Genomic DNA, 20,485 nt, shown 5'->3' with positions numbered 1-20,485 from the left:
TGGCACCACATCCAATCCTCCGAAGCTTCAGTTGTGAGCACTGGATTGTCTAAGATAAGCCCGAGTGCTCCACGGATTGTTGTTGACCCAGGAATGGTTGACGGATCAGTCCCTGCAAGTACCTGCCTCAGGTTTTCCCGCACTTCATACTCAAAACTAGACATCAGAGATAGCTACCCCCGCCAGTACGTCTTGTTGGTATTGATGCTGAACGCGCTGCCAGGAAGCGCAATGGCCTCTCTGGTGCTAAGTCATGAATGCCTGGTGCGACGATCTTCACTATGACGATTCCTCAAGGATAATCCTCACGTTTGCAAGGGCTCTCTCCAAGAGCTCTCCATCGAGTGTCTCCCAGATGAGCAGACAACCAGCCAAATACTCGATGGCTTTCTGATGGCGGACAACTAGTTTACGTGCCGCCTCGTATGAGGCGGCGAGCCTCTGATCGACCAGTTCAACCAACGGAGGATTGTCGGCTAACACCGTAAACGGATCTTTCGCATCCCGATAAACCAACGGATGGTAGCGACCCAATCCAGTGGTCATCTCTATGGCGTATGCTAGCCGCGTCGCCTGCGCCAAGTCACTCTTTTCTCCGCCACCAGAGTGTGCCGAAATGCCTCCGCACAATTCCTGCTCAGCAGCACGGCCGGCCAGAAAAACGATTATTTGAGCCATAATTCGTTCTTCCGTCACAGTCTCATCTACGTCGTATTGGCCTGCTACGTAAGCATTCCCTCCAGTTCCGTTTAGTGTAATCTGATCAATGGAACTGACACCCAGGTAAATCCGAACAACGGCATGTGCGGCTTCGTGATTGGCAATTCGGAACGAAAACGCATCGGATTTAGGCGGGCGAGCACATCTTAAGACGTAGTCGATATCTGAATACGTTATCGAACGGTTTTCACCTCTAGCACGACGGCGAGCATGTCGAACGACTTGTTCGATATCCGCACCGGTCATTCCGGTAGCGCGTCTCGCGAGCGAGGCCATCACGTCGGCAGCTCGATCCTTCCAAACAGCGTCGGGAAAGTGAAGGTGATGAGGTGGATGGTTCTTTCTGATCTCCAGCATCAAAAGCCCCCCGCATGAGGTGCCGTGTCAACGACTTGCCTAACGTCGTGACCAAGGTGATGACGGAAGATACCTGCTAACGCTGCAGTATCAGGCAATCCGATCTCTAGATGAGGCTGCAGTCGCCCTGACCGTAGCAAAGCCGGATCCATTGCTTCGGGACGATTGGTCGCTCCGACGACAACCAGCCCCTGCATATCTGGAAGCGAATTCAACGCTTCCAGGAGTTTATTCACGATCGTTGTCCAATAATCCGAATAGTCTTTCCCCTGGCTCTCGCGAGATCCGATCCCATCGATCTCATCGATGAAAAGAATGGCCGGAGCCAGTGCTCTTGCCTCGGCAAAACAATCGGTCATCCGATTTATCACGGAGTTGAGATGCCCCCCGTTCATCCACGACGATACCGAGGTTCGGATTAGGGGGAGTTGCAGTGTGTTAGCAAGAGCTTTGACGAATATGGTCTTGCCAGTACCTGGTGGACCGGAGACCAAGAGGGCGGAGCTGACCTCTTCCCAAGGTAGTTTTCCCCCTTGCCATAGCCTCAGATCTTGTTCCAAGCTGCTTACCCATTCGAGCAATGGGGCAGGGTAACCGCTCATGGACTCGATGACTAGCGGTCCCGCCTTTTGCCGCGGAACGGGCCTACTGGCTTCACTTCCGCTCTTGAGAATGGTGCGTTCCCTGGCAGTTTCCTGAGCCGCTTTGAACCGCGCATGTGCGCGTTCCTTCAGAAATTTCGCAGCCTCTCTCGCCGAATTGCCGGGCCCTACCGCAAGCTCAAGGTCATCAAGCGTGATGGACGAAACGTCTATATCATCCAACGCCGGAGGCTTTTTCCCTGTAACGATCTCGATCGTTTCTTCGATTGTCTCTTTAGACAGGTGGCCACACCTAATCCGCACGTTTGTCGCCGCTGATATCGACGCCGGAATACCTTCATGGGACAAAGGTAGGCACAAAATTGGTAATGAGGCCTCAACCGCCATGGCAAGACGATCATGGTCATCGGCAGGCATTGCGGACGGTATAGTAGTTACATGACGTCTAGCTCCTCTTCGCACCCCCGCCCGAAGTTCTGAAGTTTGCGCCAAATCCCCAGCAACGGAAACGAGCGATTCTCCGGGCAGGATAAGGCCTCGTCGGAGGAGCTCGACAATACGGTCGTCGAAACCCTCAACTGGACAAGTGATCACGACGATTGGTCGGCGCTTCCTGAGAGCGCGGATCAAACCTCCTAGCGAGAAGGCTGCTTGGTCGATGCCTTCTGCTAGAAGGAGCAATGCGCCCACCTCTGCCGCCGAAGGACGAACAATCCGCTTTTTGAGTAAGGCGAGTAGGGCCGCCGTCTTACGGTGGTGTGCTCGTAGCTTTCGAGAATCATTGCAGAGAGATGCATCAAAATCAGGCTCGATGTCTGCGCCAACTACAATCTCTCTCGCGCCGCTGTATTTGATTCTGGCTGGATTGAAGCTTTCATCTACAACGATTTCGCCATCCGCAAAGATGAAGCGGTGCCGCCGTCCGATGCCAAATTCGAAGGGTTCGCTTACTCGAGTTATGATCTCCTCTTTGTTCATGGTCTCCGCTGCTGATGAGGAATGGAACCTTAGGCATCTATGACTCTGATACTCGAAGCTTCGAACACGAAGGACTCCTTGTTCCACCGCTGAAGCAATAATCTCCGCAGTCTTGTTATGGCGCAGACGCCGTACGAAGTGACGGGACAGCCTTCCTCTAGTTGTCTCGGAAGACCCAGCCATCAGCAATCGTAGTCCATTGTTTCCGCCGGACTGCCCAGTTGAAACCAGCGCGAGCGGGTTCGAGCCAAGGCAGCAGCCGGGGCAAAAAGCACTAGCTCAGATGTAGTAAATGGAAACTCGCGGCCGGGGAAATTCGGGTGTCCGATTGCAGTTCCGACGAGGCAGGGGACATAACGGGCAGACAACGACCAAGCTTCCAAGAGGGGGAATTTCTCGTGGTCCCCGACCGCGGAAAGCGGATTAGAAAGCACGAAGCTGAGATCTTCAGCGAGCTTACCCCACCTCAAAATCTCTTTGAGATCTCTTGGAGAAGGGAATTCGCGTCCGCTTGTCGCCAAAGTTATCATGCCGAATCACCGCTCCAACTTAGTGAACCTGAGAGAACCACTATGGCTACCCGCCCAGATTCAGTTATCGCAGATTCGATATGATTTCAATTTTTTTATAAATGATTTATTATTATTCGGGCAAACAGCTGTTTTCGTTGCGACTTTATGTAAGTCGCGTTAGCTGCAAAACATGGATGGCGAATTTCCGCGCGATTTCTTTAAGTCCGCACGCGTTGCGCTGAAGCTGAGCAATTTGCGGCTGGCGGAACTTGCACAAATCAGCCCCGCCACCCTTTCGCATATTGAAAGCACAGACAGACACGTCGGCACTCGCACCATTGAGAAGGTGCGGAAAGCGTTGGAGGAGCAAGGCGTGATTTTCTTCTGGCCTAATGATGAACACGGACCAGGCTTCAAGATCAAGAAGGCGACCTACCTTGCTCTCTCGCGCAGCAGTAAAGAATAGAACCATCGTGCTCGGGATGCAGCAGCAGTAATCCATCGAGGTTCTACAGGCCCGTCGCCGGCTGAAGCCGTCGACGGGTCCACCGCGCTTCGCGAAACGGTCGGCTTCGCCGTCACTATCATTGAGAGAGACGGCCTGGTCTCCATCACCTGCTATTTGTAAGCCGCTCTTCCGACCATGCCTACTAAACGGAATGCGAACTGCGTTCGCATGCTTCCTTGTTAGGATATTGTTTGTCCAATATGGCAGAAGCTCGCACTTCGATCTCGCCATCGCGCTGGGCCTGATGGCAGCGCTTGGCGCCATTCCTGGCGATGCACTGGCGGACTATGTCGTGATCGGCGAGCTGAATCTTGACGGCACGCTGGCCCCCGTTGCCGGTGCCCTGCCGGCGGCCATCAGCGCCAATGCGCTCGGCAAGGGCTTGATCTGCCCCTATGACAGCGGGCCGGAAGCCGCCTGGGCCGGTCCCGACATCGATATCCTGGCGCCGCGCAGCCTGATCGGCCTCGCCAACCATTTTCGCGGAACGCAGGTGATGTCGCGGCCGGAGCCGGCCATCCGGGCGCTGCCCGCCAATCTGCCGGACCTGATCGACATCAAGGGGCAGGAGAGCGCCAAGCGCGCCCTGGAGGTCGCCGCCGCCGGTGGCCATAATCTGTTGATGGTCGGCCCACCCGGTTCGGGCAAATCCATGCTGGCTGCCCGTCTGCCCTCCATCCTGCCGCCACTGTCGGCGCCCGAGCTGCTCGAGGTCTCGATGATCCACTCGATCGCCGGCCAGCTGTCGGGCGGCAAGCTCTCCGACCGGCGGCCATTTCGCACGCCGCACCATTCCGCCACCATGGCGGCACTCGTCGGCGGCGGGCTGCGGGCAAAGCCGGGCGAGGCGTCGCTTGCCCATCACGGCATCCTCTTCCTCGACGAGTTTCCGGAGTTCTCGCCGCAGGTGCTGGACGCGCTGCGACAGCCGCTGGAAACGGGGGAATGCGTCATCGCGCGAGCCAACCACCGGGTCACCTATCCGGCAAGCATTCAGCTGGTCGCCGCCATGAACCCCTGCCGCTGCGGCATGGCCGGGCAGCCGGGGCATACCTGCGCCCGCGGACCGAAATGCGTTTCGGATTATCAGGGCCGTATCTCCGGGCCGCTGATGGACCGCATCGATATCCGGATCGATGTGCCTGCCGTTTCGGCAGCCGACCTCATCCGGCCGCGCCCGGCCGAAGCGAGTGCCGTCGTCGCAAGGCGGGTGGCCGCGGCGCGCGAACGGCAGAGGGAGCGTTTCCAGGAGGCCGGCGTGCCGCAGGTTCTGACCAACGCCCGGTGCTCGACCGCCCTGATTGAGAAAATCGCCGAACCCGATGCCGCCGGCCTTCAGCTTCTGCGGGATGCGGCGGAGAAGCTGAAGTTCTCCGCCCGCGGCTATCATCGCGTTTTGAAGGTCGCCCGCACGCTCGCCGACCTCGACGGCAGTGTCACCGTCGGTCGCATCCATCTCGCCGAAGCGATCTCCTACCGCATGGCCGGAGAGCGGCTCTCGGCGGCCGCGTGAAGGAGAGTGAGCGACTCGCTACTCGCCCAGCCCGTCGAACAGCGCCGTCGACAGATAGCGCTCTGCAAACGAGGGGATGATGACGACGATGTTCTTGCCGGCATTCTCCTCGCGGCTGCCGACCTGGATGGCGGCAACCAGTGCGGCACCAGACGAGATGCCGACAGGCACGCCTTCGAGACGGGCAACGAGACGGGCCATGCCAAAGGCTTCGTCGTTGGAGACGGTGACGACCTCGTCGTAGATCCCGGTATCGAGGATCTTCGGCGCAAAGCCGGCGCCGATGCCCTGGATCTTGTGCGGCCCGGGATTGCCGCCGGAGAGGACAGGGCTGTCGGTCGGCTCGACGGCGACGATCCTGACGTCGGGCTTGCGGCCCTTCAGCACCTGGCCGACGCCGGTGATCGTGCCGCCCGTGCCGATGCCGGCGACGAAGATGTCGACCTCGCCATTGGTGTCGTTCCAGATTTCCTCGGCCGTCGTCTTGCGGTGGATTTCCGGATTGGCGGCGTTTTCGAACTGCTGCGGAATAATGGCATCCGGCGTGCTCGCGGCCAGTTCTTCCGCCTTGGCGATCGCGCCCTTCATGCCCTTCGGGCCTTCCGTCAGCACCAGCTCGGCGCCCATCAGCGCCAGCATCTTGCGGCGCTCGATCGACATCGTCTCCGGCATCGTCAGGATCAGCTTGTAGCCCTTGGCTGCGGCGGCAAAGGCCAGTGCGATGCCGGTATTGCCCGACGTCGGCTCGATCAGGGTCGTCTTACCGGGCGTGATCTTGCCCTGCGCTTCGAGGCTCTCGATCATCGCCACACCGATACGATCCTTGACGGAGGCGATCGGATTGAAGAACTCGAGCTTCGCGAGCAGGTTCGCCTTCACGCCCTTTTCCTTCGCCAGCTTGTCCAGGCGAACGATTGGCGTGTCTCCGATGGTTTCGGTAATCGAGGAATAGATCCGGCCGCGGCCGGGCTTCTTCATGTCTGCCATGGTACTCTCCCTAGGTTGCACACAAGGTAAGGCGACCGGCCGCGCATGACCAGCGATCAGCCGGTTATTGAGGTGGAGTTTGCGGAATTTTGTTCCGCCGACGGCGCTTGCGGTGGCACGCCGTTGCGATTTCAGACGCCGGTCGATCCGAAGCCACCGGCGCCGCGCGGCGTCGTGCTGGCTTCGGAGCGCTCCATGACCCGCACCTGCGTCACCGGCGCCACCACCATCTGGGCAATCCGCATGCCGCGAGGGACGACGAACGCTTCCTGGCCCAGATTGATGAGCAGCACCTTCACCTCACCGCGGTAGTCGCTGTCGATCGTGCCGGGCGTATTGAGGCAGGTGATGCCGTGCTTGAAGGCCAGTCCCGAGCGCGGTCGCACCTGGGCTTCGAAGCCATCCGGCACCTCGAAGACGAAGCCGGTGGGCACCAGCGCCCGCTCGCCCGGCTGCAGCGTCAGCGGCTCGCCCTCCGCCACGGCGGCCCGCAGGTCCATGCCGGCGGCACCTGGCGTCTCATAGGCCGGCAGCGGCAGGTCGCCGCCGTGCGGCAGCCGGATGAGGGGGACGAGAGGTCCGATGACGTCGCGCATGGCGGGCTCCTTTGTTTCCTCGGTCAATTGCATAACGCCCGTCAAATCGCTAGATACGCGGCAACTCATAGGATTAGCAGATATGGCAGAAAGTCTCGCCGAGGCGGTATCCCGCCGCCGCACCTTCGCGATCATCGCGCACCCGGACGCCGGCAAAACCACGCTCACCGAGAAGCTCCTGCTGTTCGGCGGCGCCATCCAGCTGGCCGGCGAGGTGAAGGCAAAGAAGGATCGCATCCAGACCCGCTCCGACTGGATGAAGATCGAACGCGAACGCGGCATCTCCGTCGTCACCTCGGTGATGACCTTCGAGTTCGACGGCAATGTCTTCAACATCCTCGACACGCCCGGCCACGAAGACTTCGCCGACGACACCTATCGCACGCTGACGGCAGTCGATGCCGCCGTCATGGTGATCGACGCGGCCAAGGGTATCGAGCCGCGCACGCTGAAGCTCTTCGAAGTCTGCCGCATGCGCGACATTCCGATCATCACCTTCGTCAACAAGATGGACCGCGAAGCCCGCGACACCTTCGAAATCCTGGACGAGGTGGAAGAAAAGCTGGCGCTCGACACCGCGCCGATCACCTGGCCGGTCGGTCGGTCCAAATATTTCTGCGGCTCCTACAATCTCGCCGACAATACCTACCGCGGCTCCGACACGCAGGTCGTGCCGACACCGGTCAATGGCCCCCAGAGCGTCGCCGACAACCTTCCGGAAAACGAGCGGGAGGCCTTCATTGGAGAAGTGGAACTGGCGCGCGAAGCCTGCCGTCCCTTCGACCGTCAGGCCTTCCTCGAAGGCCACATGACGCCGGTCTTCTTCGGCTCGGCGCTGCGCAATTTCGGCGTGCGCGATCTCATCAATGCGCTCGGCGACTTTGCGCCGCCGCCGCGCGACCAGGTGGCCGATATCCGTACGGTGAAGGCGGACGAAGAAAAGATGACGGCCTTCGTCTTCAAAATTCAGGCCAACATGGATCCCAACCATCGGGACCGCATTGCTTTCGCCCGCATCTGTTCCGGAAAGCTGGAGCGGGGCATGAAGGCGCGGCTCGCCCGCACCGGAAAGCTGATGGGCCTGACGGCGCCGCAATTCTTCTTCGCCTCGCAGCGCCAGCTTGCCGATACCGCCTTTGCGGGTGACGTGGTGGGCATTCCCAACCACGGCACGCTGCGAATCGGCGACACGCTGACCGAAGGCGAACAGCTCGTCTTCCAGGGCGTGCCGAACTTCTCGCCGGAAATTCTTCGCCGGGTGCGGCTGGAGGATGCGATGAAGGCGAAGAAGCTAAAGGAAGCCCTGCAGCAGATGGCGGAAGAAGGCGTGGTTCAGCTCTTTTCCCCCGAGGATGGCTCGCCGGCCATCGTCGGTGTCGTCGGTGCCCTGCAGCTCGACGTCCTGAAGGAGCGGCTGTCGGCGGAATACACGCTGCCGGTCTCCTTCGAGATGGCCCGTTTCTCCGTCTGCCGCTGGATCTCCTCGGACCAGCCGGCCGAGATGGAGAAGTTCCTGACGGTCAAGCGCGGCGACATCGCCCGCGATCTGGATGGCGATCCGGTCTTCCTGGCGCAGGACGCCTTCTCGCTGCGCTACGAGGCGGAGCGCTATCCGGCCATCAAGATGGTCGCCATCAAGGAGTATCACGTCGCCAAGGCGGCGTGATCTCCCGGTTCGGCCTCTCGGCGTCTTTAACTTCGGCGTGTCCGAAGGCGGGACCTGATCAGGCGAGGTCGGCCAGGAAGTCGTCGCACCAGCGCATCACGTCACGCTCGAGCAGATGCTCCATCATCCGGCCCCAGCGTTCCTGGCGCTCCTCCAGCGACATGCTGAGCCCACGGGCGATGGCGTTCGCCGTGCCCTCGATATCATAGGGATTGACGAGCAGGGCGCCCCTCAGCTCGCGGGCGGCGCCGGCAAACCGCGACAGCACGAGCACGCCCGGATCCTGCGGATCCTGGGCTGCGACATACTCCTTTGCCACCAGGTTCATCCCGTCCCGCAGCGGCGTCACCAGTCCGATCTTTGCCAGCCTGTAGAGACCGGCCAGGACCGGACGACCGATCGAGCGGTTGATGTAGCGGATCGGCACCCAGTCCACCGTTCCGAGCGCGCCATTGACGCGTCCCGCCTGTTCCGCGACCGTTCGCTGCATGGCCTCGTATTCGGGCACCTCGGAGCGGGACTTCGGAGTGATCTGCAGATAGGTGACCTTGTTCTGATAGCCCGGGTTGGACTTGATGAACTGCTCGAAGGCATCGATGCGCTGGGTGATCCCCTTCGAATAGTCGAGACGGTCGACGCCGATGATCAGGTCACGGCCCTCGACGCTCTGGCGCGCCTTGCGCACCATGATGTTGCTCGCTGCCTTCTTTGCAAATTCCGCAAAGGCCGCAGTCTCAATTCCGATCGGATAGTAGCCGCCCTTGAAGGTCCGGTCGTAGGAGGTGAACTTGCCGTCGCCCGACGCCTCGCCGATGCCTTCGCGCACGAGGCAACCGGCAAAATTGGTAAGGTCGTGGTCCGTCTGGAAGCCGACGAGATCGTAGTGCGACAGGCCACGCATGATCTCTTCGTGCACGGGCATCGCAAACAGCACATCGGCAGGCGGCCAGGGAATGTGCAGGAAGAAGCCGATCTTGTTCTTCACGCCCATCTGCCGCAGCTCCGCAGCCAGCGGGATCAGGTGGTAGTCATGCACCCAGATGACATCGTCCTCTTTCAGCATCGGCGCCAGCCGATGCGCAAAGAAGCGGTTGACGCGGAAGTAGCCGGCCATCTCCTTGCGCCCGTATTCGGCAAGGTCGAGCCGGTAGTGACAGATCGGCCAGAGGACGCGGTTGGCAAAGCCTTCGTAGTATTCCTCGACGTCCGTCTTGGTCAGGTCGGTCAGGGCATAGGTGATATTGCCGTGCTCCTGCATCGACAGCGGCTCCGGCTCCCGGGACCCGCTCGACTTTCCGGACCAGCCCATCCAGATGCCACCGCGCTCCTCCAGTGCGGCCTGCAAGGCGACGGCAAGGCCGCCGGCCGGCGCAACGCCGCCCTTTGCCGGCAGGGTGACCCGGTTCGAAACGACCACAAGGCGGCTCAAGAGCGTTTTCCTTTCTGGGATGCATCTTCTGGATTTGGGAGACCGCGCGCCGCATCGGCGATGTCGGCAAGCGCCTGTCGTATGTCTGCCGCGGACGCGACGATGCTTCGGGCTGCCGTGTCTCCCGCGGTCTCTGCGACCCGGATGGAGTACCCGTTCAACTCGTTTACGACCTTGAACATCGCTTCATCCGTCACATCGTCGCCGATGGCGATCGGGCGACGGCCCTTGAAGGGCTCTTCGCTGAGGTAGGATTGCAAGGCTCCGCCCTTGTCGGCGCGGGCCGGGCGGATCTCAAAGACCATCTTGCCGCGCTGAAGCGTGAAGTCCGGGCCGGCCTGTAGGAGGTAATATTCCATGGCCTCTTCCACATCGGCCCGATGCTCCTGCGCCTGGCGATAATGGGCGGCGACAGCGGCTCCCTTGTCCTCGATCAGGACGCCCGGCCATCGGCCGGCGGCGGCCTGAAGCGCACTCTTTACCTCGTCGAACGCATCGGTTGCGGCAACTCGGCTGACCGTGCCGTCAGCCGTCCTGCGTTCTGAGCCATGAAGCCCTGCGATCGGGAACATATGGGGCTGGAAGAGCCGGTCGGCATAGGGCAGCGCCCGCCCGGTCACCAGCGCCAGAGCCCCACCGAGATGACCGGAGACAGAGGTGAGATGGCCAGGAAGGTCGGGAGGCACGACGATGTCGTCAGGAGAGGGCGCAAGATCGATCAGCGTACCATCGATGTCGAGAAAGAGAGCCCAAGTCTGCGGCTCCCGCGTCAGTGTTCTGACGAGCCAGTCCAGTGGTTGAGAGGCGTCCGGGCCGTCGTTCGTCTGTGGCGATTCAGAGTTCAACATGCGGCAGTATGTAGACCAGTGAACGGATGTGGCAAGGCCGTTACGAGCGCGCGAGCGCACAAGGTGCCGATCCTATTCATAAATTCGCCATTAACACCCCGGGGTTTACGGCGTGTTAACCCTCTGCGGCAACTCTGATCAAACGCATTGTGCAAGACGAGACGGAGCTTGAGAACATGTGCCGCTGGGCAGCCTATCGTGGCGATCCGATCTATCTGGAAGAACTTGTCTCGTCTCCCGCACACTCGCTGATCGAGCAGTCGCACTGCGCCACCCGCGCCAAGACGGCTACCAACGGCGATGGCTTCGGCATCGCCTGGTATGGCGATCACCCGGAGCCAGGTCGATACCGCGACATCCTGCCCGCCTGGTCGGACTGCAACCTGCGCAGCCTTGCCCGGCAGATCCGCTCGCCTTTGTTCCTTGCCCACGTCCGCGCCGCAACCCATGGGGCAACCCGCCGCGACAACTGCCATCCCTTCGTCCACGGGCGCTGGTCCTTCATGCACAACGGCCAGATCTCCGGCTTCGACCGCATCCGCCGCCGCATGGAGGCGCTGCTTTCGGACGAGATCTTCGACGCCCGGACCGGAAGCACCGATTCTGAACTTCTCTTCCTGCTGGCGCTCGAGTTCGGCCTGGATCGCGACCCGCATGGTGCCGTCTCGCGCGCCATTGCAACCATCGAAGCCCTGTCGGCCGAGATCTGCGGCGACGTTCTGGTGCGCTTTACCGCCGCTTTCTCGAACGGCGAGGCTCTCTATGCCGTCCGCTATGCGACCGACAGCCGGCCGCCCACCCTCTATGCTGCGCCCCTCGGCAACGCGACGAGCTACTGCCTGGTGTCGGAACCGCTGAACGACGATGTCGACTGCTGGATGGAGGTTCCCGACGGCAGCATCGTCGTCATCGGCGAAGACGGGATGTCGGTAAGCCCGTTTCTGGCAGAGGCGTCGGCGCGCGCAGCCTAGTTCGCCGACAGTCTACTGGCGATGAGCGCTGCCAGCCGCTCGGCCACCTCGTCCTTTGTCATCTCCGGCCAATCCTCAACGCCGCCCATCGAGATGATCTTGACGCGGTTGATCGTGCCACCCATCACGCCGCTCTGAGGTGAGACGTCGTTGGCGACGATCAGGTCGGCGCCCTTGCGATCGAGCTTCTGCCGCCCGTTGGCCTCCACGTCCTGCGTTTCTGCGGCAAAGCCCACCACCAGTTTCGGACGCTGCGGGTGATGGCCGACGGTCTTCAGGATGTCCGGATTTTCCGCCAGTTCCAGCGACGGCGGAGCCTCATCCGCACGCTTCTTGATCTTCTGGTCGGCGGCGGTAACGACCCGCCAGTCGGCGACGGCCGCCACCATGACGGCGATGTCCGTCGGCAGGCGCGAGACGACGGCATCGCGCATCTCCTCGGCCCGTTCCACATGAATCGTCCGTACGCCGGACGGGTCGGGGATGGTGACCGGCCCGGAGATCAGCGTCACATCGGCGCCAAGCCTCGCAAGTGCGGCCGCGATGGCGTGCCCCTGGCGGCCGGAGGACCGGTTGGCGATGTAGCGGACCGGGTCGATCGGCTCGTGGGTCGGTCCAGAGGTCACGATCGCGGTCTTTCCGGCAAGCGGACCGGTTCCAACGCCAAGCAGGCGAACCACTTCGGCGGCAATGTCGAGAGGCTCCGCCATGCGGCCCACGCCGGCTTCTCCGCTCTCGGCCATCTCGCCGCGCATCGGTCCGATCATATGGACGCCATCGGTGCGAAGCGTCTCGATGTTCCGCTTGGTGGCAGCCGCCTCCCACATCTTCGGGTTCATGGCGGGGGCAACCAGGATCGGCCGGTCGCTGGCCAGCAGGATGGTGCTGGCGAGATCGTTTGCCAGCCCATGGGCCATCTTCGCCAGAAGATCGGCGCTCGCCGGCGCGACCAACACAAGATCGCAGTCGCGAGCAAGGCGGATGTGCCCGACGTCCTGCTCGTCCTCCCGCGAAAAAAGGTCCGTATAGACATGCGAGGCGGAGAGCGCGCCGACGGCAAGCGGCGTGATGAGCTCCTGCGCGGCCGCCGTCATCACCGGTCGCACCGAGGCGCCTCGCTCGCGCAGGCGACGGATCAGGTCGAGGCTCTTGTAGGCTGCGATGCCGCCCGAGATGATGAGAAGGATACGTTTGCCGCTGAGGTCCATGGAAGGCTCGCCGTTTAAGTTCGGCGGAAGCTAAGCCTTTGCAGCCGCAGTTGCAATCCGTCGCGCCATGGCGGCCTCCCATGAGGCTAGCCATGGGACGAGGCAGGAGGCGGGTCGAACCCTTCGAACGCGATCATGCCACTAGAGGGCGTAAAGGAAGCCTAGTCCGCCTGCTCGGCCGTCGCCACTGGTGCGGTGGTCAGCTTGAACTCCACCATCTCCTCCGGCGTCAGGTAGTAGAGTCGGTCGGGGGGCGTTTCCAGGGCGTTGATCCAGAGCCCGTTGCCGATGCCCATGTCGTCCAGGTGGCGGGCGATGCGGGCCGTCGTGCTCTGGGCACCGGACATGGCCTGCTCGGGAGAGGGCTGCTCCTGTCCGGCGTTGAAGACCTGGTGGACGCCGAGAATGGCGTCCTCTTCCGCCTCGCGGGCAACCCCGCCGGCAAAGACGAGCGGGCAGGAGGACGCGCAGAGGGCCTTCGTCGCCACTCTCGTGTTCAGCGCTTTTTCCCGGATCAGCGTCGACATCGCCAGCGCGTCGTTGACGGAGCCGCCCGGCGAGTTCAGCGATACCGATTTCACGTACTCGCCGCGTGCGGCGATCTCTTCGGCAAAACGGTCCGCTGCGCCGAGATCGATCGATCCTTCTGCCTTGAGCGTGCCGCCGGGCAGGAGTTCGAAGCGCATCGGCTGGCGCAGGACTTCCGGCGAACTCTCCGGCTCGACCGGCGACGACTGGGGCACACCGTCCGTCAGCGCGGGGGGCAGCACGGGTGCGTCCGTCGTCATCGGATCATGGCCGGGAAGCTCGGCGCTGGCCAGGCTCATTTCCCGCAGGTCGACGAAGAGGAAAACGCCCGCTGCCGCCAGAAGCCCGAAAAATGCGCCGCGCATCAGCAGGCCGTCATCGGCGCGCAGGAAAGCGTCCTTCAGGCGCAGGCCAAGCGATGAAGGTCTCACGCGGGCGGGCCCTTTCGTGGGGTGTTGGACGACATGTCGAGGCTGGTGATGTTGGAGTCCGTGCGGTCAGCCTCGGCCTGGGTCTCGGCGTGCTGCACGGCCTGCTCCACATCGATCCCGTGTCGGCCGAGCGCCCGCTGCACTTCGAGCGCTTCCAGAAGTTCGGCCGCGGTAATCCGCTGCGCGAAGGGCATCCGCTCCTCCTGCCGACGGATCGCACCGTGAACGACGGCGAGGATGAAGACGAGGACGGCGGGAAGCAGATCGATCGAAATCGCGCCCGCCCAGGCGGGAATGAAGTCGGCAGCATAGCGCAGCACGGCTTCTGCGGAGGACAGCGGCACGAAGCGGCGCTCTGCGACAGGTTCACGCGCAAGGATGTCGTCTGCAGCTTGGGAGAGAACCCCGGACTGGGCGGCGACGGATGCCCGGATCGTCTGCATCACCTCGTCCTGGCGATTGGCGAGATCCGCAGCCTGACCGTCGGCAACCGGCGCGATGAAACCGAGCGACAGGTCTTCCGCCGCCCGCTTGACGGAGGGGGCAATCGAGGTCTGTTCCAGCGAGGTGATGACGCCGGAGAGCGCCACGACCTCGGCAGAGAATTCATCGCTGCGCGGCGCCACGGCCCCTGGCGCCGAAACCAGGGTGCGCATGGTCGCAAGATGGCTCCGCCCCTGGTCGAAGAGCGTGGTGACCCGTTCACGGGACGCGATGATGCCGGTCTCGAGCTCGCTGAGCTGCGAGGACATCTGCGACAGAAGCTGGACGACGCTGCCGGAACCGGTCGTTCCCGTCAGCGCGCCGTTCTGGCGTTCGTCCTCCGCAAGCCGCGAAAAACGTTCGGATGTCCGCTGGATGTCCGGGAGCAGGCTTTGCGCCGCCAGCGCGTTCTGATGCGCCTGGTCGAGGTCGGCCGTATAGTCCTGCACGGTCTCCGCGAGATGCTGTTCGAGCGCCGCGGACCCTGCAAGGGCTGCGGCGTTCAGCCAGCTCGACATGGCGATGATCATGGCACAGCCGAGTGCCATTACGCCGATCATGGCGCCGCGGGAGGCAGCGCCGGTGACATGCGGATAGAAGCGCGCCATGTAGGACCAGAAGGCGTAGATCGCGACCGAGACCGAAGCGGAATAGATGATGGCGGCAAAGAAGACGGCGGTCGGCGACCCGTCGAGGAGGCTACGGACCCCGAGATAGGTATAGACGCCGGACGCGAGAGCGAGCACAGCAAGCGCAAAGCGCGTCATGGTTTCGACGGCAAGGACGCCGTCCTGCAAGCGATGCGATGCGCCAAGCGCCATGAAGACCTCCGACAGGAATGAATTCTTAACAAGCTCTGAAGAAGGGGGCAAAATGAAGGCTGTGGCGCGGCTGGCCCCTCCTGGCCGCCAGCCTCACCCGATGGTGAAGACGAGATAGACGAGGCAGAGCGCGATGATCCAGAGCGCGACGCGTCCCGAGCGGCTGTGGCGGGCTTCCGATTTGCCGATCGCCTCCGTGGTCTCCGGATCGAAACGAAGACCGTCTTCGCTCATCCGCACCACCTCGCGGTGCAGCTTCTCGGTCTTTGCGGCAATCTCCGGCAGAGCCTCGGCAAGCTTGACCGCTGCCTTCACGCCATCGCGCAGGTCTGCAACGACCCGCTTGGGCCCGAGGTTGTCGCGGATCCAGTCGCCGACGACCGGCTCGGCGGCCTTCCACATGTTGAAACGCGGGTTGAGAATGCGCGACACGCCCTCGACGACGACCATCGTCTTCTGCAGCAGGATCAGCTCCGGCCGGGTCTCCATCTCGAAAAGATCGGTCACTTCGAAGAGCAGCGCCAGCAGCCGCGCCATGGAGATCGTCTCCGCCGGCTGGCCGTGGATCGGCTCGCCGATGGCCCGGATCGCCTGGGCAAAGCTCGCGACGTCGTGATGCGCCGGTACGTAGCCGGCCTCGAAATGCACCTCCGCCACCCGCAGGTAGTCCCGGGTGATGAAGCCGTAGAGGATTTCCGCCAGGAACCGTCGTTCCTTCTTCCCCAGGCGCCCGACGATGCCCATGTCGACGGCGACGATCGTGCCCGAGGCATCGACGAAGAGGTTGCCCGGGTGCATGTCGCCGTGGAAGAAGCCGTCCCGGAGGGTGTGGCGCAGGAAGGACTGGATCAGTGTCTCCGCCAGGCGGTCGAGATCATGACCGGCGGCACGAAGGCCGTCCAGATCCGCCATCTTGACGCCGTCGATCCACTCCATGGTGATGACGTCGCGTCCCGTGCGTTCCCAGTCCACCGTCGGCACCCGGAAGCCGGGGTCGTTCTTGGTGTTCTCGGCAATCTCCGACAGGGCGGCGGCTTCGAGCCGCAGGTCCATCTCGACCTTGGTGGTCTGCTCCAGCGTCCGCGTCACCTCGACCGGCCTCAGACGGCGGCTGGAAGGAACGAAGCGCTCCTGCATCCGCGCCAGCAGGTACATGCTCTCGATATCGTGGGCGAAGCGTTGTCTCACGCCAGGGCGGACGACCTTGACGGCAACCTTTCGACCGTCGACCTGGGCCGGATGCACCTGTGCGATCGAGGCGGCCGCAATCGGGTCGCCGAACTCTGTATAGAGATCGGAGATCGTGCGGCCGAGCGAACCTTCGACCGCCGACTTCGCGATCGCTGTCGGGAAGTAGGCCATGCGGTCCTGCAGCATGGAGAGGTCCAGCGCCCAGTCGACGCCGACGACGTCAGGCCGCGTGGCGAGGAACTGTCCGATCTTGACGTAGGAGGGGCCTAGCCGGTCGACGGCGCGCGAGAGACGGGTGCTGCGCGCCTCCTTCTTGGCACGAAAGCGTGCAAACGGTTCCGTCAGCGATTTCAGAAGCCCGATGGACGGCGGCATGTCCTGTGTCGGCAGCGCGGACACCACGCCCTCGCGCACCAGAACCCATCCGACCCGCGCGAGGCGAAAATAGGCGCCGACCGTGCTCATGTGCCGCCTCTGGCGCTTACGCTGGCTGCAGTCCTCATCGGCTCAAAGCTTCCAGCCGGAATGAAGGGCGGCAACCCCGCCGGTGTAGTTCGTATAGGTCACCCGCGAGAAGCCGGCATTCCGGATCATGCCTGCGAAGTTGTCCTGGTTGGGGAACTTGCGGATCGATTCCACCAGATACTGATAGGGCTCGCTGTCGCCGGTGATCATCTTGCCGAAGCGCGGGATGGCCTTGAACGACCACTCGTCGTAGATCCGGTTGAGCATGGGCTGGCCAACTTCCGAAAACTCCAGCACCATCAGGCGCCCGCCGCGTTTCAGCACGCGGTAAGCCTCTTTCAGAGCAACGTCGATGTGCGGCACGTTGCGAATGCCGAAGGCGATCGTATAGGCGTCGAAGGAATTTGCCTCGAAGGGCAGTTCCTCCGCATTGGCTTCCACAAAGGTCAGGTGGTCGGAGAGACCTCTCTTGGCGGCGCGCTCCGCACCGACCGACAGCATCGAGCCATTGATGTCGAGCACGATCGCATGGGCCTTGCGGTCCGACGCCTCGACGATGCGGAAGGCGATATCGCCCGTGCCGCCGGCGACATCCAGCACCTTGTAGCTGTCGTCCTTGCGCGGATGCAGCGCCGAGACCAGCGCATCTTTCCAGATCCGGTGCAGACCGCCCGACATCACGTCGTTCATGATGTCGTAGCGCTTGGCAACCTTATGGAAGACATCGTTGACGAGCGGCTGCTTCTCACCCTCAGCCACCTGGCGAAAGCCGTAGGAGGTTTCCATCCCGCCTTCGGCAGAGGTACGCGCTTCACTCATCGGGAACTCCTTGCTCGTCATCTGGCCGGCGACCATAGCGAAATCGGTTGCGCCTCGCTATCTGTGCCGCAGGTGCAAAGGAGCAGTGCGACGTTCGGCCCCGGTCTATAGACCAGGTGTCGAGGCGTTGAAACAGGAAGTTAGTTAGCCATGCCGGAATTGCCAGAGGTGGAGACGGTCAAGCGTGGTCTTGCGCCGGCCATGGAAGGGGCGTCGATTGCGAGGTTGGAGCTGCGCCGCCCGGATCTCCGCTTTCCGCTGCCCGAAAACCTCGCGGAAGCGGCCGCAGGCAGGCGCATCCTGTCTCTGGGGCGACGGGCCAAATATTTGCTCATTGATCTGGAGGGCGACCAGACGATCATTGCGCATCTGGGAATGTCGGGATCCTTTCGGGTGGAGAGCGGCGGGCCCGCTGCAGCGCCGGGAGACTTCCACCACCCGCGCTCCAAGGACGAAAAGCATGATCATGTCGTCTTCCACCTGACGGCCGAGAGCGTCCCCCTGCGGGTCATCTATAACGATCCGCGCCGGTTCGGCTTCATGCACCTCTGGAAGCGCAGCGAGCTCGATACCTATCCCGCCTTCGTCGGCCTCGGGCCGGAGCCCACCGGCAACGCGCTCGATGCCGATTACCTCGCCAGGCGTCTCGCCGGCAAAAGCCAACCGCTGAAAGGCGCGCTGCTCGATCAGACCGTGATTGCCGGCCTCGGCAACATCTATGTCTGCGAGGCGCTGTGGCGGGCTCACCTCTCGCCGCGGCGGAAGGCCGGCACCCTCGTGACGCCGACCGGTCGCCCGAAGAAGGAACTGCTGCTGCTGACCGAGGCGATCCGGGCGGTGATCGCGGACGCGATCCTGGCCGGTGGCTCCTCGCTGCGCGACCACATCCAGACGGACGGCTCGCTGGGCTACTTCCAGCACTCCTTCTCCGTCTATGATCAGGAAGGCGAGGCTTGCAGGACGCCCGGCTGCGGCGGTACGGTCGCGCGGATCGTGCAGGCCGGTCGATCATCCTTCTATTGTGCCGCCTGCCAGAAATGAAGCCGGAACCGGGGAGGGTGCCATGGAACACTTCGAGACACTGCTGGCGGAAAAGCGGGGCAACGTCGGCCTCATCACATTGAACCGCCCGCAGGCGCTGAACGCGCTGAATTCTGCGGTCATGCGCGAACTCGCAGAGGCGCTCGCGGCCTATGACGCCGACGAGGCTGTCGGCGCGATCGTCCTGACCGGATCCGAAAAGGCCTTCGCCGCCGGCGCGGATATCAAGGAGATGCAGCCGGTAAGCTTCGTGGAAGCCTATGTCGGCGACTTCCTGGGCGGCTGGGAGGCCGTGGCCGCAACCCGCAAGCCCCTGATCGCCGCGGTCTCGGGCTACGCCCTGGGTGGGGGCTGCGAGCTCGCCATGATGTGCGATTTCATCATCGCCTCGGAGACGGCCAAGTTCGGGCAGCCGGAGATCACCCTCGGCATCATCCCGGGCATGGGCGGCTCGCAGCGGCTGACGCGTGCCGTCGGCAAGGCAAAGGCCATGGATCTCGTGCTCACGGGACGGATGATGGGGGCCGAAGAGGCCGAGAAGGCTGGCCTGGTGGCCCGCATCGTGGCGCCGGAGCGTCTCCTGGACGAGGCGCTGGAGGCGGCGGCAAAGATTGCCACCTTCTCTCGCGCTGCCGTCCTGATGGCGAAGGAGGCCGTCAACCGGTCCGACGAACTCACGCTTGCCGAAGGCCTGCGTCAGGAGCGCCGGCTCTTCCAGTCTCTCTTTGCCACCGAGGATCAGAAGGAGGGCATGGCGGCCTTCGTGGAAAAGCGAAAGCCGAACTTCGGCAATCGCTGATGTGCTCGGCAGGCGGAGCGGCCAAAATTGCGCGTTGACTGAACCCGCCTTTCAAGCTATATGCCGCGCCACAGTTGGGAAAGCCCGATCACGGCTTCCTCTAATGCTCCTACATTGCTGAAACTAAGGTCGCACACGACCGGCGCGGCAACGGTGGAGTTTGGTTCGAATTCGTAGAGAGGCATACATGGCCAATACAACTTCGGCGAAAAAGGCGACCCGCAAGATCGCTAGCCGTACTGCAGTCAACAAGGCTCGTCGTTCGCGCATGCGCGGTTTCATCCGCAAGGTCGAAGAGGCAATCGCAGCCGGTGACGCAACTGTCGCTGCTGAAGCTCTCAAGGCAGCCCAGCCGGAAATCCAGCGCGCCGCCACAAAGGGTGTTGTGCATGGCAATACGGCATCGCGGAAAGTCTCCCGCCTGGCGTCTCGAGTCAAAGCCCTCTCGGCTTAATTGTCATAATCAAGAATTAGTGAATAGGCCTGGCGGTTCGCCGGGCTTTCTTGATTTGTGCCTATTGCTTCCAATTGTGAATGTCCGTCTCTGCGTTGATGTCAGAGCAGCGACAGAGATAATTGTTAAATTTCAGTGACTTGTGACAGGTGCTTGAGGAAGTGAGGCTTCTCGCTCTCCCCGCTGGATCCCGAAAATGAGTCAAGCTAATTTTTATTTTTCTGGCGATCTGCTGCCTTTTTTGGCTGTCATTTTTCAATGTCATTGATTCGACAGGGATTCTCCTGAGCAGGATTTAGGCGATGCCAAAGTGAGCGCGAGAGTCAACGCTCGCCGATTAATGGCGGGTAAATTTCGCCATTGATCTTGGTCCCTGATCCTGCCTAAATGATCTCAGCAAGGGCACGGGGACAACGACGAAAGAGACCGGTGCCAGTCGCAGCTTCTGCTGTGGAGCACAGTCTCTTTGGACCCTTGCAGCGGGACTGACATCCCGCTCTTCATGTAACCAGCGGTTGTGCAGCGAGAGTCCATCTTGGTCTCACGTGCGGAATCGCC

At 62.2% G+C, this 20,485-nt stretch carries 17 protein-coding genes and 1 pseudogene; 7 read left to right on the top strand and 11 right to left on the bottom strand.

The genetic code is table 11. The features are described 5' to 3' along the window. Positions 1-279: 279 nt before the first annotated feature. Positions 280-1,077 carry a M41 family metallopeptidase gene (locus tag EO99_RS26825; protein WP_077067113.1) on the bottom strand — a complete coding sequence of 266 codons (798 nt, stop codon included), beginning with the start codon at positions 1,075-1,077 and terminating at the stop codon, positions 280-282. After that, complete coding sequence (locus EO99_RS26395) at positions 1,077-2,657, bottom strand: AAA family ATPase (RefSeq protein WP_029620028.1); 1,581 nt, start codon at positions 2,655-2,657, stop codon at positions 1,077-1,079. Before EO99_RS26395 ends, EO99_RS26825 begins: the two co-directional genes overlap by 1 nt. A 702-nt stretch (positions 2,658-3,359) precedes the next feature. Here EO99_RS26395 and EO99_RS0118165 point away from each other — a divergent pair. Together EO99_RS0118165 and EO99_RS0118160 are read left to right on the top strand one after the other, a co-directional pair. Beyond that, positions 3,360-3,635, top strand: coding sequence for a helix-turn-helix domain-containing protein (locus tag EO99_RS0118165; protein ID WP_029620027.1), 276 nt, complete (start codon positions 3,360-3,362; stop codon positions 3,633-3,635). Positions 3,636-3,888: 253 nt separating this feature from the next. After that, positions 3,889-5,190: pseudogene (locus EO99_RS0118160) on the top strand (YifB family Mg chelatase-like AAA ATPase); the annotation flags it as partial. A gap of 18 nt (positions 5,191-5,208) precedes the next feature. Here the strand turns inward: EO99_RS0118160 and cysK are convergent. After that, entirely contained in the window at positions 5,209-6,177 is a 969-nt protein-coding gene (cysK, locus tag EO99_RS0118155) for a cysteine synthase A (RefSeq protein WP_029620025.1), read from the bottom strand. 131 nt (positions 6,178-6,308) lie between these two features. Beyond that, positions 6,309-6,773 carry a dUTP diphosphatase gene (gene dut, locus EO99_RS0118150; RefSeq protein ID WP_029620024.1) on the bottom strand — a complete coding sequence of 155 codons (465 nt, stop codon included), beginning with the start codon at positions 6,771-6,773 and terminating at the stop codon, positions 6,309-6,311. Positions 6,774-6,855: 82 nt separating this feature from the next. Here dut and EO99_RS0118145 point away from each other — a divergent pair, with 82 nt between their 5' ends. Beyond that, on the top strand, positions 6,856-8,439 hold the full coding sequence (locus tag EO99_RS0118145) for a peptide chain release factor 3 (protein WP_029620023.1): 1,584 nt from the start codon (positions 6,856-6,858) through the stop codon (positions 8,437-8,439). A gap of 58 nt (positions 8,440-8,497) precedes the next feature. On the opposite strand, the gene otsA is transcribed toward EO99_RS0118145, so the two are convergent. Both otsA and otsB read right to left on the bottom strand, forming a co-directional pair. Beyond that, positions 8,498-9,868: an alpha,alpha-trehalose-phosphate synthase (UDP-forming) gene (otsA, locus tag EO99_RS0118140; RefSeq protein WP_029620022.1), complete on the bottom strand. Its 1,371-nt coding sequence runs from the start codon at positions 9,866-9,868 to the stop codon at positions 8,498-8,500. Then, positions 9,865-10,716: a trehalose-phosphatase gene (gene otsB, locus EO99_RS0118135; RefSeq protein ID WP_051679947.1), complete on the bottom strand. Its 852-nt coding sequence runs from the start codon at positions 10,714-10,716 to the stop codon at positions 9,865-9,867. Before otsB ends, otsA begins: the two co-directional genes overlap by 4 nt. A gap of 176 nt (positions 10,717-10,892) precedes the next feature. On the opposite strand from otsB, the gene EO99_RS0118130 reads away from it, so the two are divergent. Further along, positions 10,893-11,687: a class II glutamine amidotransferase gene (locus EO99_RS0118130; RefSeq protein ID WP_029620020.1), complete on the top strand. Its 795-nt coding sequence runs from the start codon at positions 10,893-10,895 to the stop codon at positions 11,685-11,687. Here the strand turns inward: EO99_RS0118130 and coaBC are convergent. The 5 genes from coaBC to ubiE form a co-directional block, all read right to left on the bottom strand. Next, entirely contained in the window at positions 11,684-12,895 is a 1,212-nt protein-coding gene (gene coaBC, locus EO99_RS0118125; RefSeq protein WP_029620019.1) for a bifunctional phosphopantothenoylcysteine decarboxylase/phosphopantothenate--cysteine ligase CoaBC, read from the bottom strand. The two genes, EO99_RS0118130 and coaBC, sit on opposite strands and share 4 nt — an antisense overlap. A 161-nt stretch (positions 12,896-13,056) precedes the next feature. After that, positions 13,057-13,833 carry a COG3904 family protein gene (locus EO99_RS0118120; RefSeq protein ID WP_029620018.1) on the bottom strand — a complete coding sequence of 259 codons (777 nt, stop codon included), beginning with the start codon at positions 13,831-13,833 and terminating at the stop codon, positions 13,057-13,059. A 17-nt stretch (positions 13,834-13,850) separates the two neighbouring features. Then, positions 13,851-15,158 (bottom strand): hypothetical protein, encoded by a 1,308-nt coding sequence (locus EO99_RS0118115; RefSeq protein WP_029620017.1) that lies wholly within the window; start codon positions 15,156-15,158, stop codon positions 13,851-13,853. 93 nt (positions 15,159-15,251) lie between these two features. Beyond that, a complete protein-coding gene (ubiB, locus tag EO99_RS0118110) occupies positions 15,252-16,814 on the bottom strand; it encodes a 2-polyprenylphenol 6-hydroxylase (protein WP_029620016.1) in 1,563 nt (520 codons plus the stop codon). A gap of 42 nt (positions 16,815-16,856) precedes the next feature. Continuing rightward, complete coding sequence (gene ubiE, locus EO99_RS0118105; protein ID WP_029620015.1) at positions 16,857-17,633, bottom strand: bifunctional demethylmenaquinone methyltransferase/2-methoxy-6-polyprenyl-1,4-benzoquinol methylase UbiE; 777 nt, start codon at positions 17,631-17,633, stop codon at positions 16,857-16,859. Positions 17,634-17,783: 150 nt separating this feature from the next. Here ubiE and mutM point away from each other — a divergent pair, with 150 nt between their 5' ends. The 3 genes from mutM to rpsT all read left to right on the top strand — a co-directional run bounded on the left by mutM (position 17,784) and on the right by rpsT (position 19,927). Then, entirely contained in the window at positions 17,784-18,674 is an 891-nt protein-coding gene (gene mutM, locus EO99_RS0118100) for a bifunctional DNA-formamidopyrimidine glycosylase/DNA-(apurinic or apyrimidinic site) lyase (protein WP_029620014.1), read from the top strand. A 22-nt stretch (positions 18,675-18,696) separates the two neighbouring features. Continuing rightward, positions 18,697-19,473, top strand: coding sequence for an enoyl-CoA hydratase (locus EO99_RS0118095; RefSeq protein ID WP_029620013.1), 777 nt, complete (start codon positions 18,697-18,699; stop codon positions 19,471-19,473). Between the two features lie 187 nt (positions 19,474-19,660). Next, positions 19,661-19,927, top strand: a complete 267-nt coding sequence (rpsT, locus tag EO99_RS0118090) for a 30S ribosomal protein S20 (protein WP_029620012.1) — start codon at positions 19,661-19,663, stop codon at positions 19,925-19,927. The last annotated feature ends 558 nt before the right edge of the window (positions 19,928-20,485 follow it).

Source organism: Pseudorhizobium marinum, assembly GCF_000705355.1.
GTDB classification, from domain to species: domain Bacteria; phylum Pseudomonadota; class Alphaproteobacteria; order Rhizobiales; family Rhizobiaceae; genus Neorhizobium; species Neorhizobium pelagicum.
The sequence above is the reverse complement of the archived record's forward strand: the minus strand, read 5'-3'. Positions and strand labels throughout refer to the sequence as shown.

Bases quoted from the DNA above. Each gene is read 5' to 3' on its own strand.
- EO99_RS0118145 (WP_029620023.1), top strand. From the start codon at position 6,856: ATGGCAGAAAGTCTCGCCGAGGCGGTATCCCGCCGCCGCACCTTCGCG.
- EO99_RS0118115 (WP_029620017.1), bottom strand. From the start codon at position 15,158: ATGGCGCTTGGCGCATCGCATCGCTTGCAGGACGGCGTCCTTGCCGTC.
- EO99_RS0118095 (WP_029620013.1), top strand. From the start codon at position 18,697: ATGGAACACTTCGAGACACTGCTGGCGGAAAAGCGGGGCAACGTCGGC.
- mutM (WP_029620014.1), top strand. From the start codon at position 17,784: ATGCCGGAATTGCCAGAGGTGGAGACGGTCAAGCGTGGTCTTGCGCCG.
- EO99_RS0118165 (WP_029620027.1), top strand. From the start codon at position 3,360: ATGGATGGCGAATTTCCGCGCGATTTCTTTAAGTCCGCACGCGTTGCG.
- EO99_RS0118130 (WP_029620020.1), top strand. From the start codon at position 10,893: ATGTGCCGCTGGGCAGCCTATCGTGGCGATCCGATCTATCTGGAAGAA.
- dut (WP_029620024.1), bottom strand. From the start codon at position 6,773: ATGCGCGACGTCATCGGACCTCTCGTCCCCCTCATCCGGCTGCCGCAC.
- cysK (WP_029620025.1), bottom strand. From the start codon at position 6,177: ATGGCAGACATGAAGAAGCCCGGCCGCGGCCGGATCTATTCCTCGATT.
- rpsT (WP_029620012.1), top strand. From the start codon at position 19,661: ATGGCCAATACAACTTCGGCGAAAAAGGCGACCCGCAAGATCGCTAGC.
- coaBC (WP_029620019.1), bottom strand. From the start codon at position 12,895: ATGGACCTCAGCGGCAAACGTATCCTTCTCATCATCTCGGGCGGCATC.
- ubiB (WP_029620016.1), bottom strand. From the start codon at position 16,814: ATGAGCACGGTCGGCGCCTATTTTCGCCTCGCGCGGGTCGGATGGGTT.
- EO99_RS26825 (WP_077067113.1), bottom strand. From the start codon at position 1,077: ATGCTGGAGATCAGAAAGAACCATCCACCTCATCACCTTCACTTTCCC.
- otsB (WP_051679947.1), bottom strand. From the start codon at position 10,716: ATGTTGAACTCTGAATCGCCACAGACGAACGACGGCCCGGACGCCTCT.
- EO99_RS26395 (WP_029620028.1), bottom strand. From the start codon at position 2,657: ATGAACAAAGAGGAGATCATAACTCGAGTAAGCGAACCCTTCGAATTT.
- ubiE (WP_029620015.1), bottom strand. From the start codon at position 17,633: ATGAGTGAAGCGCGTACCTCTGCCGAAGGCGGGATGGAAACCTCCTAC.